Origin of the sequence: Denitromonas iodatirespirans (genome assembly GCF_018524365.1) — a bacterium.
GTDB classification, from domain to species: Bacteria; Pseudomonadota; Gammaproteobacteria; order Burkholderiales; family Rhodocyclaceae; genus Nitrogeniibacter; species Nitrogeniibacter iodatirespirans.
Genome location: NZ_JAEKFT010000016.1, coordinates 54556 through 72587 on the forward strand (window position 1 = coordinate 54556; position 18032 = coordinate 72587).

9 protein-coding genes are annotated in these 18032 nt (G+C 64.1%); 5 read left to right on the top strand and 4 right to left on the bottom strand.

Features of this window, described 5'->3' with window-relative positions:
- Window positions 1-2: 2 nt before the first annotated feature.
- The 4 genes from I8J34_RS14495 (at window position 3) to I8J34_RS14510 (ending at window position 9988) form a co-directional block, all read left to right on the top strand.
- On the top strand, window positions 3-1415 hold the full coding sequence (locus tag I8J34_RS14495) for an HlyD family type I secretion periplasmic adaptor subunit (protein WP_214362335.1): 1413 nt from the start codon (window positions 3-5) through the stop codon (window positions 1413-1415).
- 253 nt (window positions 1416-1668) lie between these two features.
- Window positions 1669-2115 carry a hypothetical protein gene (locus I8J34_RS14500; protein WP_214362336.1) on the top strand — a complete coding sequence of 149 codons (447 nt, stop codon included), beginning with the start codon at window positions 1669-1671 and terminating at the stop codon, window positions 2113-2115.
- Window positions 2116-2444: 329 nt separating this feature from the next.
- Window positions 2445-2735 carry a hypothetical protein gene (locus tag I8J34_RS14505; RefSeq protein ID WP_214362337.1) on the top strand — a complete coding sequence of 97 codons (291 nt, stop codon included), beginning with the start codon at window positions 2445-2447 and terminating at the stop codon, window positions 2733-2735.
- A gap of 113 nt (window positions 2736-2848) precedes the next feature.
- Entirely contained in the window at window positions 2849-9988 is a 7140-nt protein-coding gene (locus tag I8J34_RS14510; RefSeq protein ID WP_214362338.1) for a calcium-binding protein, read from the top strand.
- A gap of 304 nt (window positions 9989-10292) precedes the next feature.
- Here I8J34_RS14510 and I8J34_RS14515 read toward each other — a convergent pair whose 3' ends face one another.
- Together I8J34_RS14515 and I8J34_RS14520 are read right to left on the bottom strand one after the other, a co-directional pair.
- Window positions 10293-12740, bottom strand: coding sequence for a Lon protease family protein (locus I8J34_RS14515; RefSeq protein WP_214362339.1), 2448 nt, complete (start codon window positions 12738-12740; stop codon window positions 10293-10295).
- A gap of 89 nt (window positions 12741-12829) precedes the next feature.
- Entirely contained in the window at window positions 12830-13705 is an 876-nt protein-coding gene (locus I8J34_RS14520) for a spermine/spermidine synthase domain-containing protein (RefSeq protein ID WP_214362340.1), read from the bottom strand.
- A gap of 148 nt (window positions 13706-13853) precedes the next feature.
- Here I8J34_RS14520 and mgtE point away from each other — a divergent pair, with 148 nt between their 5' ends.
- Complete coding sequence (gene mgtE, locus I8J34_RS14525; protein ID WP_214362341.1) at window positions 13854-15488, top strand: magnesium transporter; 1635 nt, start codon at window positions 13854-13856, stop codon at window positions 15486-15488.
- 87 nt (window positions 15489-15575) lie between these two features.
- Here the strand turns inward: mgtE and I8J34_RS14530 are convergent, their stop codons facing one another.
- The gene (locus tag I8J34_RS14530; RefSeq protein WP_230411847.1) at window positions 15576-16565 is read right to left on the bottom strand and encodes a type I asparaginase; all 990 of its coding nucleotides are present in this window, start codon (window positions 16563-16565) and stop codon (window positions 15576-15578) included.
- A gap of 11 nt (window positions 16566-16576) precedes the next feature.
- Window positions 16577-17977 carry an aspartate ammonia-lyase gene (locus I8J34_RS14535; RefSeq protein WP_214362343.1) on the bottom strand — a complete coding sequence of 467 codons (1401 nt, stop codon included), beginning with the start codon at window positions 17975-17977 and terminating at the stop codon, window positions 16577-16579.
- Between the last annotated feature and the right edge of the window lie 55 nt (window positions 17978-18032).

Sequence of the window (18032 nt, forward strand, 5' to 3'; positions counted from 1 at the left end):
CGATGAGTTCGGCCACCCTCGACCTCCTCGGCAAATACCGCCGCGTCTTCACCGCCGCCTGGCAAGCCCGTCGCCAGATGACCCCGCCCAAACGTGGCGCGCTGGAGCGCGAATTCCTCCCCGCCGCGCTGGAGTTGCAAGACTCCCCGCCCAACCCGCTGCCGCGCGTCATCTTGTGGACCTTGATGGCTGCCTTCCTCATCGCACTGCTGTGGGCCACCTTCGGGCGCATCGACACCGTGGCCGTCGCCACCGGCAAGGTCATCCCCAGCACCCGCGCGCAGATCATCCAGCCCATCGACACCGCCGTCGTGCGCGCCATTCACGTCACCGACGGGCAAACCGTCAAGGCTGGCGATCTGCTGGTCGAGCTCGACGCCACCGCGGCCGGCGCCGAAGACACCCAGGCCCGGGAAGCCCTGACAACCGCCCGCCTGCGCGCCGCCCGCGCCGAGGCGCTGCTCACCGCGCTCGACAGCCATCGCCCGCCGGCACTTCCGGCCATGGATGGCATCCCGCCCACGCGCCACGCCGCCGAAGCCAACCTACTCGTGCGCCAGGTCGCCGAATACCGCACCCGCCTTGCCGCACTCGAATCCGAACACGCCCGCGCCCGTGCCGAGCAACACGCCACCGACCAACTCGTCGCCAAGCTCGAAGCCACGCTGCCCATCCACCAACAACGCGAGCAAGACTACAAAGGCCTGGTGGACAAAGCCTTCGTCTCCCGCCACGCCTACCTCGAACAACAGCAAGCCCGCATCGAAACCGAACGGGATCTGGCCTACCAGCGCGCCAAGGCCGCCGAGCTTTCGCAAACCATCGCCCAGGCCAAAGGCGCCCGCGACGCCTGGCAAGCCGAATACCTGCGCACCGTCACCAGCGAGCTGGCCGAAGCCAAACAACAAGTGGCCAGCCTCACCGCCGAAGTGGCAAAAACCGAAAACAAATCCCGCCTCATGCACCTCACCGCCCCGGTCGCCGGCACCGTGCAACAACTGGCCATCCACACAAAAGGCGGCGTGGTCACTGAAGCCCAACCCCTGATGGTCATCGTCCCCAGCGACTACGCCGCCGAAGTCGAAGCCGTGCTGGAGAACAAAGATGTCGGCTTCGTCCAGGCCGGCCAGACGGCCGAAGTGAAGATCGAAACCTTCCCCTTCACCCGCTACGGCACCATCCCCGCCCAGGTCACCTTCGTCTCCAACGACGCCGTCGAGCACGAACAGCGCGGCCTCGTCTTTCCGGCCCGGCTCAAGCTCGAACGCAGCACGCTCAAGGTGGATGAACGGGTCGTGAATCTGACACCGGGCATGGCGATTACTGCCGAGATCAAGACCGGTGAGCGGCGGGTGATCGAGTATTTCTTGAGTCCGGTGATGACGACGATTGATGAGAGTTTGGGGGAAAGGTAAATTAATTTGACGGATTAATTAAATGTATGAAGCGCTGTATTCCCTGTTTAGGCCGATCGGACGTGGCGTTAATTAGGATTTTGAATTGGTGACGGGCATCATCTATTTGCCATGGGTCATGATTGTATCGCTGCTCCTGAAATTGGCAGATGTCTGGTGTATCTTGTTTCGAAGTCGTCAGGTGATGGGCGTGTCTGGCGATGGTTTTTTTTGTTTGAGTTTTTTTAAGACTTTCTGTAAGGGTTGAGTTGATATGGTTTCCTCTTCTGTCGGCTCTGAGGGTGTCAATGTCCCGCTGTTTGCCAAGTATGAATATTATTTCGCTGCAGGATCTTTCCTTGCGGGCGTCGTTTTCTTTTGTGCGCCATTGTTTTTTCAAGATAATCCGTACGCCTTATTTGCGCTTGTTTATGGTTTTTGGGAGTCTATAACTTCGATTGATTTTATTGGAAAGGCCATTTTGGTTGCTTATTGCTTTTTTGGGGCTATTGCGGTGGCTGTTGCGACGGCATGGCTCCCTCGCTTGAGTGATGATTCTAGATTTAAATTTCCGTGTGCAGATGAGATTGGTCTGTATGTTGTTGAATCTAAATCTATTAAGAATAAAATTGGGGTGTTTTTGTACGTATGGGTCGTGCTTCCTGTTCAGTTCTTAGGGATATTTTTTGCGTGTGGGCTTGTTGCATCAATGTTTAGATAGGAGAAGATAATGGGTGGTGTTGTTTTGGCTGGGGAGGTTGGGGCCGTAGCCGGTGAAGCTGCTGCAAACTATGCTTCTTCACCTTCGGCGTGTTCTTTTCCGATTCAACTCCGACTATCTTCCGGAAACTGGAAGCTTCAAATCCCGTGTTTGGTGTAACGACATTGGCATTGTGGGGTTTCCGCATCACATTGGCAGCCGCTGTTGCCGTCGCGGTTCTGGCGTACTCGAGCGTCGTTTGTGCTTCAAAGCCGCAGATTTAATCTAATGAGAGTTCCTGCTTTCTGTAAGTGTGTTGTTGAATGAACTTCTGTAAATGGAGCCTATTGGTGCGTCGAGTAGCTACTTTATTTATATGTGCGTCAATTGTTCCGGCAGTGATGTACTGGGTGGTGTGGTTTTTCTTTGAACAGGAGGAGAGGCGTTCAATTATTGCTGTTGTTGATCCATTTTTTAGGGGTCTAGTTATTGTTTCTGTTGCTGTTCTCTACCTGATTGAGATGGGCGCTAAGAGTGGCAGGGTAAAGAAGGTGGTTCGGAGTGATGAAATTACTGCTGCATTGTTGGGGATAATTGCGTCGTTCTATTTCTTTTTCTTTATTGTTGAGTGGGGCAGGTGATGCCAAATGTCGTTTCGTTGGGAGAGTTTGTTACTTCAAGTGCCAGCGCTTGGAGTGCTGGTTCAGCGCTAGCAAATGGATCGGGGTGGAACGCCTCGACTGCGTCCAATTATTTGACTCTGGCGGGCTCAATTGCCGGCATTCGTGGCTGGGGGGCCACCGCCATTGCATCTAATCTGACTGGCTTGCAGGCAAATCTTTGGGCTGCTTCAGAAGCCTATGCCAATGGTGACTACGAGGCTCTAACCGGGTCATTGTTGAATGCGGTGACCAACGTTGCTGCCTTGGCAGCCCTTGCATCCCCTCAGGCAAGGGCTGTGGCTGTGTTGATCTCTGCCGCAGCGTATATCTACCAGCAGGAAAACCTAATCCCTGCAGGGGTTAGGCAGATATTTGAGCGCGAGTTGCCGCCACTTCACCCTCGTCTGCAAAACAAGGCGCAACAGATTAACACCCCATGGAAGTCCTCCCAAGCCAGCTCTTCCCCCCTCATCCTCGACCTGAACGGTGACGGCTTTTCGACGACCTCAATAGAAGATGGTGCGTACTTCGACCACGACGCCGACGGCATCAAGACCTCCGGCGGCTGGGTCGGCGGGGGAGACGGTCTGCTTGTCTTGGACCGCGACGGCAACGGGGCGATCGACTCGGGCCGGGAGCTGTTCGGGAACAATACCTTGCTGTCGTCCGGCGAAAAGGCCGCCGAAGGGTTCGCCGCGCTGGCCGACCTGGACAGCAACGCCGATGGCGCGATAGACGCTGCTGACGCGGCGTGGAACACGCTGCGGGTGTGGGTCGATACGGACGCGGACGGGATCTCTGATGACGGCGAGTTACACAGCCTGGACAGTCTCGGCATCTCGGAAATCGATCTGACAAAGACGAACACGATTACAAGTCAGAACGGCAACACCTTGGTCGGTTCGGGGCAATTCACGATCAACGGAGAGGCGCGGGAGTACACCGACGCCTGGTTCGCCCAGGATCCGTTCTATCGTGAGTTCGCCGACGCCATCGACATCCCCGAGGAACTGCTGTCATTGCCCAACATGGGCGGCTCGGGTGCCGTGAGGGATCTACAGGAGGCGGCGGCCTTGTCGCCCGAACTTGCTGATCTGGTAAGGCAGTTCCAGAACGCAACCAATGTACTCGCTCGACACGCACTCATGGAGCCGCTGTTGCTCGCGTGGGCGCAGACCACCACGATGACGACGACTGCGGCGTGGGCGGCGGACGGCCACAACGTGAACTACAGTCTCTATGGCATGCCGGCGGGCAGCGAGCAGGAGGCCGTTTGGAAGGGGCGGCTCACGATTCTCGAAGCGTTCAATGGCGAGACATACCAGACCTTGAATGGGTCGATGACCGTGTCGACCGGTCCCAACCGGCAGGGGCTGTTGCAGCAAAGTTGGAACGCGCTGCACGAGTCGGTGTATTCCGCCCTGGCGTTGCAGACGGGCATGAAGCCTTACGTCGACAGTATCGAACTGCGAATCGACGAGAACGGAATTTCGCTCGACACCAGCGCGCTGAGCGCTGCGCTTGCGGCCAGGATTGCGAGTTCGCCCGTGGAGGGCATTGCTGATCTGATCGAGGTGAACAGGTACGTAGCCCCGATGCTATCGACCGGTACGTGGCAAGGCTATCGCATGCTGGAGGAAGCGCTGCGTGCGCATGCATCGACCCCGGGGATTGAGAATGTGCATGCGTTGATGAACGTATCGATGGAGGGCGTCACCGCGTTCTCGAACACGGATTCGGACGCGAATGGCGTTGTCTTGGGTGGAAATGGAAACAACCATTTGTATGGCAAGGGGGGGCGCGATCTTTTGTATGGTGGTCAAGGTGCCGACAACCTCTATGGAGGCGAAGGTGACGACGTCCTGATCGGCGGTGCCGGAAATGATTACTTGGTGGGCGACGCGGGTTCCGACACATATGTTTTTGGCCGGGGGGACGGACAAGACACAGTGAGCAACTACGACGCGGCGGCTGGCAGCGTCGATGTGATTGCTCTGTCGGGTGGGCTGGATCCGTCGGAAGTGAGCCTGACCCGCTCAGCCGACAACCTGATCGTGTCGATCATCGGCACGACCGACAAGCTTACGGTGCAGTCGTACTTCAACCAGGATGCAAACGGCAACTGCATCGTCGACCAGATCCGTTTCGAGAATGGCACGATCTGGGACGTAGCCACGGTGAAGACGCTGGTGCTGCAGGCCACGGCGGGCAACGATTCTCTGTATGGCTATGCCACGGACGACGTGATCGATGGCCTAGATGGCAATGACATGCTGTATGGAAAGGCGGGCAATGACTCACTCAACGGAAGCGCGGGCAACGACCAGTTGTACGGTGAGGACGGCGACGACATTCTCGACGGAGGTGATGGCAACGACTATTTGAACGGCGGCAATGGCGATGACGCGCTTGATGGCGGTGTCGGGGCTGACCATCTAAACGGTGGTGGCGGCCGCGACACACTGCTTGGCGGAGCCGACAACGACTACTTGTATGGCGGCAACGACGACGACGTGCTTGTTGGAGGTGCGGGCAACGACTACCTCTATGGTGAGGGCGGCTCGGATACATATGTGTTCGGTCGAGGTGACGGACAGGACACGGTGAGCAACTACGACACCGGTGCGAGCGTCGACACCATCGCCCTGTCGGGTGGGTTGCAGCCCGAGGAGGTGATACTGAGCCGCTCGGGCGACAACCTGGTGGTGTCTATCATCGGCACGACCGACAGGCTTACGGTGCAGTCCTATTTCAACCAGGATGCAAACGGCAACTACACCGTCGACCAGATCCGTTTCGAGAATGGCACGATCTGGGACGTAGCCACGGTGAAGACGCTGGTGCTGCAGGCCACGGCGGGCAACGATTCTCTGTACGGCTATGCCACGGACGACGTGATCGATGGCCTGGATGGCAGTGACATGCTGTATGGAAAGGCGGGCAATGACTCACTCAACGGAAACGCGGGCAATGACCAGTTGTACGGTGAGGACGGCGACGACATTCTCGACGGTGGTGATGGCAACGACTATCTGAGCGGCGGCAATGGCAACGACATGCTCGACGGTGGTGTCGGAGTCGACCATCTGAACGGTGGTGACGGCCGTGACACGCTGGTTGGCGGTGCCGACAATGACCACATGTACGGCGGCAACGACGACGACGTGCTCACCGGTGGTGCCGGTAACGACTACCTGTCGGGCGACGCCGGCTCTGACACCTACGTGTTCGGTCGCGGTGACGGTCAGGACACGGTGTACAACTACGACACTGGCGCAGGCGTCGACACCATTGTCCTGTCGGGCGGCTTGCTGCCCGAGGAAGTGAGTCTGAGCCGGATGAGCGACAACCTGATCGTGTCGATTGTTGGCACGACCGACAAGCTCACGGTGCAGTCGTACTTCAACCAGGACGCCGCCGGCCCGTACGTCGTCGATCAGATCCGCTTCGAGAACGGCACGATCTGGGATGTGGCCGCGGTCAAGACGCTGGTGCAGCAGGCCACAGCGGGCAACGACTATCTGTATGGCTACGCCACGGACGACGTGCTCGATGGCCAGGATGGCAACGACTATCTGTACGGCAAGGCGGGCAACGACACGCTGAACGGCGGTGCCGGAGCCGACCAGGTACACGGTGAAGACGGCGACGACAGCCTGGACGGTGGTGTCGGTAACGACTACCTGTACGGCGGCAACGGCAGCGACACACTGAACGGTGGTGCCGACAACGACTATCTGTACGGCGGCAACGACGACGACGTGCTCACCGGTGGTGCGGGCAATGACTACCTGTCGGGCGATGCCGGTTCGGACACCTATGTGTTCGGTCGGGGCGACGGGCAGGACTCGGTGTACAACTACGACGCCGGCGCAGGCGTCGACACCATCGCCCTATCGGGTGGCCTGCTGCCTTCGGAAGTGAGTCTGAGCCGTACGGGAGACAGTCTGGTGCTGTCGATCATTGGCACGACCGACAAGCTCACGGTGCAGTCGTACTTCAACCAGGACGCCGCCGGCCCGTACGTCGTTGACCAGATTCGCTTCGAGAACGGCACGATCTGGGATGTGGCCGCGGTCAAGACGCTGGTGCAGCAGGCCACAGCGGGCAACGACTATCTGTATGGCTACGCCACGGACGACGCGCTCGATGGCCAGGATGGCAACGACTATCTGTACGGCAAGGCGGGCAACGACACGCTGAACGGTGGTGCAGGGTCCGACCAACTGCACGGTGAGGACGGCGACGACAGCCTGGACGGTGGTGCCGGCAACGACTACTTGTATGGCGGCAACGGCAATGACACGCTCGTTGGCGGTTCCGATAACGATACCTTGTACGGCGGCAACGACGACGATGTGCTCACGGGTGGTGCTGGCAACGACTACCTGTCGGGCGATGCCGGCTCGGACACCTACGTGTTTGGCCGAGGCGATGGTCAGGATACGGTGTACAACTACGATACGGCCGCTGGCAGTGTGGATGTGATTGCCTTGTCGGGTGGATTGCTGCCCGAGGAGGTGACCCTGAGCCGCTCTGGCGACAACCTAGTGGTGTCGATCATCGGCACGACCGACAAACTTACTGTGCAGTCGTACTTCAACCTGGATGCCGCCGGCCCGTACGTAGTCGATCAGATCCGCTTCGAGAATGGCACGATCTGGGATGTAACGAAGGTCAAGTTGCTGGTGTCACAAGGCACGCTTGGCGATGATCAAATGTATGGGTCAGTCGGCGATGATGTACTTGACGGTCTAGATGGCAATGACTCTCTGTATGGAAAAGCGGGTAACGATACGCTGATCGGTGGAGCCGGCAACGACAGCCTCCAAGGCGAGGATGGCGACGACATTCTCGATGGTGGTGCGGGCAACGACTACCTGACTGGTGGTAATGGCAGTGACTCGCTCGACGGCGGTGCTGGGGCAGATCATCTGACCGGCGGCAACGGCAATGACAATCTCATTGGCGGTGCCGACAACGACTACTTGTACGGCGGCAACGACGACGATGTGCTCACGGGTGGGGCTGGGAATGACTACCTGTCGGGCGATGCCGGCTCTGACACCTACGTATTCAGTCGCGGTGACGGTCAGGACACGGTGAGCAACTATTCTTCATCAGCAAATGATGTCGATGTCGTTTTGCTGACAGGCGGCTTGCTGCCCCCCGAAGTGAGCCTGAGCCGCTCGGGCGACAATCTGGTGCTGTCGATCACCGGCACGACCGACAAGCTCACGGTGCAGTCGTACTTCAACCAGGACGCCGCCGGCCCGTACGTCGTCGACCAGATCCGTTTCGAGAACGGCACGATCTGGGATGTGGCTGCGGTCAAGACGCTGGTACAGCAGGCCACAGCGGGCAATGACACGCTGTACGGCTATGCGACCGACGACGCGCTCGACGGACAGGACGGGAACGACTATCTGTATGGCAAGGCCGGCAACGACACGCTGAACGGCGGTGCCGGAGCAGACCAGGTACACGGTGAAGACGGCGACGACAGCCTGGACGGTGGTGTCGGCAACGACTACCTGTACGGCGGCAACGGCAGCGACACACTGAACGGTGGTGCCGACAACGACTATCTGTACGGCGGCAACGACGACGACGTGCTCACCGGTGGTGCGGGCAATGACTACCTGTCGGGCGATGCCGGTTCGGACACCTATGTGTTCGGTCGGGGCGACGGGCAGGACTCGGTGTACAACTACGACGCCGACGCAGGCGTCGACACCATCGCCCTATCGGGTGGCCTGCTGCCTTCGGAAGTAAGTCTGAGCCGTACGGGCGACAGTCTGGTGCTGTCGATCATTGGCACGACCGACAAGCTCACGGTGCAGTCGTACTTCAACCAGGACGCCGCCGGCCCGTACGTCGTTGACCAGATCCGCTTCGAAAACGGCACGATCTGGGATGTGGCTGCGGTCAAGACGCTGGTGCAGCAGGCCACGGCGGGCAACGACACGCTGTACGGCTACGCGACCGACGACGCGCTCGACGGACAGGACGGGAACGACTATCTGTATGGCAAGGCCGGCAACGACACGCTGAACGGCGGTGCCGGAGCAGACCAGGTACACGGTGAAGACGGCGACGACAGCCTGGACGGTGGTGTCGGCAACGACTACCTGTACGGCGGCAACGGCAGCGACACACTGAACGGTGGTGCCGACAACGACTATCTGTACGGCGGCAACGACAACGACGTGCTCACCGGTGGTGCGGGCAACGACTACCTGTCGGGCGATGCCGGTTCGGACACTTATGTGTTCGGTCGCGGTGACGGTCTGGACACGGTGTACAACTACGACGCCGGCGCAGGCGTCGACACCATCGCCCTATCGGGTGGCCTGCTGCCTTCGGAAGTGAGTCTGAGCCGTACGGGCGACAGTCTGGTGCTGTCGATCATTGGCACGACCGACAAGCTCACGGTGCAGTCGTACTTCAACCAGGACGCCGCCGGCCCCTACGTCATCGACCAGATCCGCTTCGAGAACGGCACGATCTGGGACGTGGCCACGGTCAAGACGTTGGTCCTGCAGGCCACGACTGGCAACGACACCCTGTACGGCTACGCGACGGACGATGTGCTCGACGGCCAGGACGGCAACGACCTGTTGTATGGCAAAGCGGGCAATGATGCGCTGGCTGGTGGTGCCGGTGGAGACACACTGCAAGGCGAGGACGGCAACGATAACCTCGACGGTGGTGTCGGCAATGACTACCTGTATGGCGGGAACGGTAGCGACATGCTGGTTGGTGGTGCCGACAACGACTATCTGTACGGTGGCAACGACAACGACGTGCTCGTCGGTGGTGCCGGCAACGACTACCTGTCGGGCGACGCCGGTTCGGACACTTACGTGTTTGGTCGTGGTGACGGTCAGGACACCCTGTACAACTACGACACGGCGGCTGGCAGCAAAGACGCGCTCAAGTTTGATGCGGGCATCGCTGCTGATCAATTGTGGTTCCGCAAGTTGGGCAACGATCTGGAAGTCAGTGTGATCGGGGCGTCTGACAGTGTTCGGGTTGCCAACTGGTACTCCGGTGGTGCGTATCGTTTGGACGAGTTCGAAACGGCTGCAGGAGAAGTCCTGCTCGACAGCCAGGTCGAAAACCTCGTCAGCGCCATGGCGGCTTTTGCGCCGCCGGGTGCGGGGCAGACGACGTTGCCGCAGAACTACCAGGAAGCCTTGAGTGGGGTGATTGCGGCGAATTGGCAGTAAGTGTGGGCGGCCAGGCCCGGCGGGTGTCGGGTCTGGCTGTTTGAGCAAGTCGGTGCTCTGCCCTGCGCCTTTCCGGGGCTTGGAAAGGTGGCAGGGCAGAGGCTGTTTACGGTGGGGGTGTTTTGGGGTTTTGGTGGACAGCGGGGCGGCGGTGGTCGGATGAATCCGACCCTACGGGCGTCGTCGTCGGGCGGGGTTCTACAACGGGGGCGTCATCGGGTAGGGGGGAACGATGGCCGCAGTAGGGCGGGTTTCAACCCGCCGCTGCTCTTCCGCCACCACCGTTGGACGGACGACTCCGGCGCTACTCGCTGTCGCGCTGGCGCGCCACGCCCCGTCCCCGATTGCGCGAGATGCGGCTGTTCTCGTCCGGGCTGGCATGGCGGCGGGCGGCCATGTCGGCGAGTGTGGCGGCCACTTTGTAGTTGATGCTGTGGCGTGGCATGGCGCCCTTGGCGTCGGGTGCGCCGGCGGCCATGCCGGTGAGGATCTCCATGGCCTGGTCCACCGTGCTCACCGCATACACATGGAAGCGGCCCTCGCGCGCGGCGGCTACCACGTCTTCGCGCAGCATCAGGTGGCGCACGTTGGGCGTGGGGATCACCACCCCCTGTTCGCCGGTCAGCCCCTGCGCGGCGCACAGGTCGTAGTAGCCCTCGATCTTCTCGTTCACCCCGCCGATGGCCTGCACCTCGCCGAACTGGTTGACCGAGCCGGTGACGGCCAGGCTCTGGCGGATCGGCACCTGGGCCAGTGAGGAGAGCAGCGCGCACAGCTCGCCGAGCGAGGCCGAATCGCCCTCGACCGGCGCGTAGGACTGTTCGAACACCAGGCTGGCGGCCAGCGACAGCGGTTGGTGGCGGGCATAGCGGGCGGCCAGGAAGGCGGTGAGAATCAGCACGCCCTTGGAGTGGATGGCGCCGCCCAGGTCGGTTTCGCGTTCGATGTCGACCACGTCGCCTTCGCCGACGCGGGCGGTGGCGGTGATGCGCACCGGGTGGCCGAAATGCTGGCCGGCCAGCTCGACCACCACCAGGCCATTGACCTGGCCGGCGCGCTCGCCGGCGGTGGAGATCAGCGTGGTGCCTTCGAGGATGGACTGGCGCACCTGCTCGGGGTAGCGCGCCATGCGCCGGGCGCTGGCGGCCAGCGCGGTGTCGATGTGCTCGCGCCCGATCGCCGGCGCGGTGGCGTGGCGGGCGTAGTGGTCGGCCTCGCGCATGATGTCGGAGATCAGCCGGGTGTGCAGGGTGAGGCGGTCGGCCGCCTCGGCCAGGCGCGCGCCTTCTTCGACCAGCCGCGCCATGGCGCCGCGGTCGAGCGGCAGCAGCTCGGCATTGCGCGCCAGCGTGGCCAGCAGCCGGGCGTAGCGCTGTTCGTTGTCGGGCGTGCGCGGCAGGTCGTCGTCGAAGTCGGCGGCCACCTTGAACAGTTCGGCGAATTCCGGGTCGTGGTCGGTCAGCAGATAAAAGGTTTCGCGGTCGCCGATCATCACCACCTTGAGCGCACAGGGCGCGGGCTCCGGCTCCAGGCTCAGCGTGCCGGTCCAGCTCTGCGCCTCGGCCGGCGGCTCGATGCGGATCTCGCCGCTGCGTAGCGCGCGCTTGAGCCCCTCCCAGGCATAGGGCTGGGCGAACATGCGGTCGGCGTCGAGGATCAGGTAGCCGCCGCTGGCGCGATGCAGGGCGCCGGCGCGGATCAGGTTGTAGTGCGTCACCACGTTGCCCATCTGGGTGACATGCTCGATGCGCCCGATCAGGTTGCCGAAGCCAGCGTTGGTTTCGTGCACCACCGGCGCGCCCTCGGTGGCGGCATGGTCGACCAGCAGCTTGATCTGGTAGCGGTGGAAACGGCTGCCGTCTTCGGCCGGGGAGTCTTCCTCTTCCTCGCCGGGGCTGATCCAGTTGGCGCCCGAGTCGAGCAGATCCTTGCGCACGGCGTCGAAGAATTCGAGCACTTGCGGCAGGTCGCCGTACTTCTCGCGCAGCGGGCGCAGCAGCAGCGCCACGGCCGGGCCGAGCACCTCGCGTTCGGCGCGGTCGATGGCGTCGCGCAACTCCTGGCGCCAGCTGGGGAACTCGTCGAGCAGGTCGGCCAAGCGGTCGCTCCACTCGCCCACCTTCTTCTCGACGGCCGCCTGTGCCTCCTTGGGCTGGGCCTCGAAGATCTCCGGCGTCATCGGCTCGCCGTCGACCGTCGGCGCAAACACGAAGCCCTCGGCGGTGCGCAAAAAGGCCAGCCCGTCGGCATGGCATTGCTCGCCCAGCTCGCGCAGCGCGCCTTCCTCACGTGCCTTGTGCGCCTCCTGCAGCGCCGTCACGCGGCTCTCGTGGGTTTCGCTGTCGAGCGCGTCGTCGATGGCCGGGCCGAGTTCGCGGATCAGGGTCTGCATGTCGGCACGCAGCGCGCCGCCGCGGCCGGCCGGCAGGGTGAGCAGGCGGGGGCGCTGCGGGTCGTCGAAGTTGTGCAGGTAGCACAGGTCGGGCGGCACGGCGCGGGTGGCGGCGTGCTCCTTGAGCAGGCGGTTGACGATGGCATGGCGGCCGCTGCCGTGCGCGCCGAGCACGAAGACATGGTAGCCCGGCTGGTGCATGGCCAGCGCAAAGCGCAGCGCCTCTTCGGCGCGGCCCTGGCCGAGCGAGACGGTGGCGTCGGGCAGACCGGTGATCTGGTCGGTGGTGTCGAAGGCGAATTCGGCGGCGTTGCAGACGGTCCGCAAACGGTGGTCAGGCAGGGCGGACGGACCGGCCATGGGCGCGTGCTCCGATCAAAGAGTGAACAAAAAATCGACAAGGCGGCAATGTTAACCGAAGCCGGCGCCTGGCGACGGCCCGGGCGTGTTCAGCGCGCGGGGTCGAACAGGCGCTCGGCCAGGCGATGCTTGGCGGCGCGTTCGAGCCGTTCGGCGAAGGCCGGCAGGTCGAGCCCGAAGCGCGGCTGCGCCTGCACGGCCAATTGGCGCAGGCGGCGCCAGTCGGGTCGGAAGGCCGGGTCTTTGAAGGCGAACAGCAGATGGTTGCCGTCGTCCGGGACCGGCAGCAGGATCACCCGGTCGTCGAACACGCTGCGGGCGATGCCGACCAGGTCGGCGTAGGCGCGCACCTCGCCGGCCAGGTTGAGCACCAGGAGGCCGCGCTCGGCCAGGGTGTCGGCGGCCTGCTCGAAGAATGCAGCGCCGGCCAGGCTCGGCGCCAGGCCGGCGCCGGTGAAGGCGTCGACCAGCAGCACGTCGAGGCCCGGCGGAGCCTCGGCCAGCCAGACGGCACCGTCGCCGTGCACGATCGACACGCGCTCGCCGTCCGGCGGCAGCGCGAAGAGCTCGCGGAAGGCGATCACGTCGGCGTCCATCTCGATGGCGGTGAAGTGGCTCGACGGCAAGTGCCGATGGCAGCACTTGAGCAGCGAGCCGCCGCCCAGGCCGATCAGCGCGAGGCGTTGCGGCCGCGGCAGAAACAGCACGAAGAGCATCATCATCTGCGTGTAGCGCAGCGCCAGCGCATCGGGCGTGCGCGTGCGCATGCTGCTCTGGATCAGGCGCAGGGTGAAGTACAGGCTGCGATGCTCGCCGTCGTCGATGACGAAGGGGCGGTCGTAGTCTTCGGCCAGCAGCCGCTCGCGCAGGGCCTCGGCATCGGCGTCGGCGGGCTCGTGCAGCAGCACGCGACCCGCTTCGGTGATGAAGGGGCTGGGCATTTCGAACAGCGGCGGGGCGGGCATCGGCGAGCCATCGGGCGGGTGGAGAGGCGATTCTAGCGGGCTTTGGGGCCAGGCCGGGGCGAGCGGTGCTGTCACCCCGACATGTCAGAATGACGCGGTACGCCATCGTGGCGTCGAGGATGGCATTCGCGAATAGAGGGCGACAGGTATGACCGATCAGGCAATGGACAGTGTGCGCACGGAGATCGCCCAGATCATCGAGGCCCTCGAGACCGGCAAGTACAAACGGGTGCGCAAGCGGCTGCGCCACATGCATCCGGCCAAGATCGCCAGCTTGATCGAAACGCTCGATGACGAACAGCGCCTGGCCGTGTGGCAGCAGGTCGATGCGGCCAACGAAGGCCGGATCCTGGCCCACCTGAGCCCGGCGCTGGCGCGCCGGCTGCCCCGCGAATCGGGCGAGCCGCTGCTAGAGGACGAGGCCGGTGGGGTGGCCGCCAGCGAGGCACAGCGTGCCAGCACACAGATGCGCGAGGTGCGCGAGGCACTCGCGCAGGGCAAGCTCAAGCGGGTCGGCAAGATCCTGAACGGTATGCATCCGGCCAAGGTCGCCGGGCTGCTCGAAGCGCTGCCGCCCGAGGAGCGCAGCGACGCCTGGAGCATGGTCGAGACCGAGCGTGCCGGCAAGGTGCTGAGCTATCTGCATGATGAAAGCTGTGCCTCGCTGGCGCAGGAGATGGACCCGGAAGACCTGGTGGTGGCCGCGCGCCGGCTCGATCTCGACGACCTGGTCGACCTCATCCAGACCCTGCCCGAAGACAGCGGCCGCCAGTTGCTGCAGGCCACCGACGCGCGCCACCGCGAGAAGCTCGAGTCGATGCTCTCCTACCCGGAGGATTCGGCCGGCGGCCTGATGAACACCGACCACATCGCCGTGCGCCCCGACGTGAAGGTGCAGACCGTGCTAGGTTACCTGCGCCTGCTCAAAACCCTGCCGGTGCAGACCGACAAGCTGATGGTGGTCGACCGCAAGGGCATCTACCAGGGCGTGCTGTTGCTGAGCACGCTGGTCACCGTACAGCCCGAGCGGCGGGTGGCCGACATCATGGACACCGAAACGCCGGCGATCCCGGTCGACATGCCCGACGACGAGGTCGCCCACCTGTTCCAGGATCTCGACCTGCTCTCGGCGCCGGTGGTCGACGCACAGCGCATGCTGCTGGGGCGCATCACGGTCGATGACGTGGTCGACCAGATCCGCGAGAGCTCCGAGCGCGCCATGATGCACATGGCCGGTCTCGACCAGGAGGCCGACATCTTCGCCCCGGTGCTCACCAGCTCGCGGCGGCGCGCCGTGTGGCTGGGCATCAACCTGCTCACCGCCTTTCTCGCGGCGTGGGTGATCGGCCTGTTCCAGACCACGCTGGAGCGGGTCGTGGCGCTGGCGGTGCTGATGCCGATCGTCGCCAGCATGGGCGGCATCGCCGGCAGCCAGACGCTGACCCTGGTGATCCGCGGCATGGCGCTCGGCCAGGTGGCGGGCGGCAATGCGCGCGCGCTGCTGAGCAAGGAGATGGGCATTGCCGCGCTCAACGGCGTGGCCTGGGCGCTGGTGGTGGCTGCGCTGGCGGTGGTGTGGTTCGGCGACTGGCAGATCGGCGGGGTGATCGGCGCGGCGATCCTCATCAACCTGCTGTTTGCCGCCCTCGCCGGCCTGGCCGTGCCGCTGGTGCTCGACCGCCTGGGCATCGACCCGGCGCTGGCCGGCGGCGTGATTCTCACCACCGTCACCGATGTGATCGGCTTCTTTGCCTTTCTCGGGCTGGCGACGGTGGTGTTGTAGGCGTGGCGGTGTGGCCGGATGAATCCGGCCCTACGAGCGCGCGCGTGTCGATGGCCTTTGTAGGGCCGGATTCATCCGGCCTTGGCCCTACGACATCTCCCCGCACAGTGGCCGGCCGATTTGCGCGCGCACGGCCGCGGCGTCACCGCCTTCGGCCAGCAGCACATGCAGCTTGGCAAAGGCGGCCTCGGGCGTCATGTCGCCGCCCGGCACCACGCCGATGCGGTTGAGCACCGCGCCGGTGGCGTAGGCGCCCTGGGCCACCGGGCCGGTCGGGCACTGGCTGGTGTTGAGCACCACCACGCCGCGATCCACGGCGCGCGCCAGCGTGTCGATCAGCGCGGCGTCGGCGTCGGGCACGTTGCCCACGCCGTAGCTGGCAAGGATCAGGCCGCGCACGGCGGGGGATTCGAGCAGGGCGTCGACCACCCGTGCCGGCAGCCCCGGCCACACCGGTAGCACCGCCACCGCCTCGGCATCGAACGCCGGCAGCGTGAAGCGGCGTTCGGCCGGCGCCAGCAGGCGCTCGCGGTGGACGGTGATGTCGATGCCGATGTCGGCCAACGGCAGGCAGTTGGGCGAGTCGAAGGCGTCGAAGGCGACGCTTTTCAGCTTGCGGCTGCGGTTGCCGCGCAGCAGGCGCTGGCCGAACAGCAGGCCGACCTCGCGCACCGCGCCGCCGGCGGCGATCTCCAGCGCGGCGCGTAGGTTGCCGGCGGCATCGCTGCGCGGCTGCAGCAGCGGGATCTGGGCACCGGTGAAGATCACCGGCTTGTCCGCGCCGCGCAGCATGAAGGACAGCGCCGAGGCGCTCCAGGCCATGGTGTCGGTGCCGTGCAACACCACGAAGCCGGCGTAGTCCGCCCAGCGGCTGAGCAGCGCCTCGGCGATGTGGCGCCAGTGCGCCGGTTGCAGGTTGGCGCTGTCGATCAGCGGCGCCAGCTCGACGATGTCGCAATCCGGCGCGCCCGTCGCCCGCAACTGTGCGCCGAGCGCCGCGCCGAAGCCGGCCATCGGCCGCAGGCCGTCGGGCGAGCCGGTCATGCCGATGGTGCCCCCGGTGTGGAGGATCAGCACGCGCGCGTTCATCAGGCGGCGCGCTGCGGCGCGAGCATGGTCTGCGGGCTGAGCAGCAGGTCGAGCTGCATGGCGCTGAGCAGGCCTTCGCCGATCACCAGCTCGCGCACCGTGGCGCCGCTGTTGAGCGCCAGCGCGGCAATGCGCGAGGCGTTGGCATAGCCGATGTGCGGCACCAGCGCGGTGATCACGCCGATGCTGCGGTCCACATGCGCCTGGCACTGCGCGCGGTCGGCGCGGATGCCGCGGATGCAACGCGTCTCGAACATGTCGCAGGCGGCGCCGAGCATCTTGAGCGAACCCAGCAGGTTGTAGACGATCAGCGGCTCCATGGCGTTGAGCTGCAGCTGGCCGGCCTCGGCGGCCATGGTGACGGCCAGGTCGTTGCCGATGACCTGGTAGGCCACCTGGTTGACCGCCTCGGGGATCACCGGATTGACCTTGCCCGGCATGATCGACGAGCCCGGCTGCATGGGCGGCAGGTGGATCTCGCCCAGGCCGGTGCGCGGGCCGCTGGAGAGCAGGCGCAGGTCGTTGGCGATCTTGGAGAGCTTGACCGCCAGGCGCTTGAGCACGCCCGAGAACAGCACGAAGGCGCCCATGTCGGAGGTGGCCTCGACCAGATTCGCCGCCGGCACGATCGGCTTGCCGGAGATCTCGGCCAGATGGCGCACCGCCAGCACGGCGTAGTCGGGGTGGGTGTTGATGCCGGTGCCGATGGCCGTGCCGCCGAGGTTCACCTCGCACAGCAGGCGGCACACGTCGTTGAGCCGCTCGATGTCTTCGCCGAGCGTGACCGCAAAGGCGTCGAACTCCTGGCCGAGCGTCATCGGCACGGCGTCTTGCAGCTGGGTGCGGCCCATCTTCAGCACGTCGGCAAACTCGCGGCCCTTGGCTTCGAGCGCGGCCTTGAGGCTGGCGATGGCGGCGATCAGCGGCTCGGTGGCCAGTTGCAGGCCGACACACACCGCGGTGGGGTAGGCGTCGTTGGTGGACTGCGACTTGTTCACGTCGTCGTTGGGGTGCAGATATTCGTAGGCGCCCTTGGGGTGGCCGAGCTGCTCCAGCGCCAGGTTGGCGATCACCTCGTTGGCGTTCATGTTGGTCGAGGTGCCGGCGCCGCCCTGGATCAGGTCGACCACGAAGGCGGCATGCAGCCGGCCGTCGATGATCTCCTCGCAGGCGGCGATGATCGCCGCTGCCTTGTGCGGGGCGAGCAGGCCGAGGTCGCGGTTGGCGCGAGCCGCCGCGGCCTTGACCATCGCCAGCGCCTGGATGAAGTGCGGAAAGTGGCTGATCGGCACGCCGGTCAGCGCGAAGTTGTCGACCGCGCGCTGGGTCTGGACGCCATACCAGGTGTCGGCCGGCAAGGCCATGTCGCCAAGCAGGTCGTGTTCGATGCGGGTTGTCATGGGGGTTCTATCCGTGGGGTCGGAGAGGGGCCCCGGGGCCGGTGCGGCCCCGGGG

Coding starts and splice junctions, on each gene's coding strand:
- I8J34_RS14495 (WP_214362335.1), top strand. CDS start 3: ATGAGTTCGGCCACCCTCGACCTCCTCGGCAAATACCGCCGCGTCTTC.
- I8J34_RS14535 (WP_214362343.1), bottom strand. CDS start 17,977: ATGACAACCCGCATCGAACACGACCTGCTTGGCGACATGGCCTTGCCG.
- I8J34_RS14520 (WP_214362340.1), bottom strand. CDS start 13,705: ATGCCCGCCCCGCCGCTGTTCGAAATGCCCAGCCCCTTCATCACCGAA.
- I8J34_RS14500 (WP_214362336.1), top strand. CDS start 1,669: ATGGTTTCCTCTTCTGTCGGCTCTGAGGGTGTCAATGTCCCGCTGTTT.
- mgtE (WP_214362341.1), top strand. CDS start 13,854: ATGACCGATCAGGCAATGGACAGTGTGCGCACGGAGATCGCCCAGATC.
- I8J34_RS14515 (WP_214362339.1), bottom strand. CDS start 12,740: ATGGCCGGTCCGTCCGCCCTGCCTGACCACCGTTTGCGGACCGTCTGC.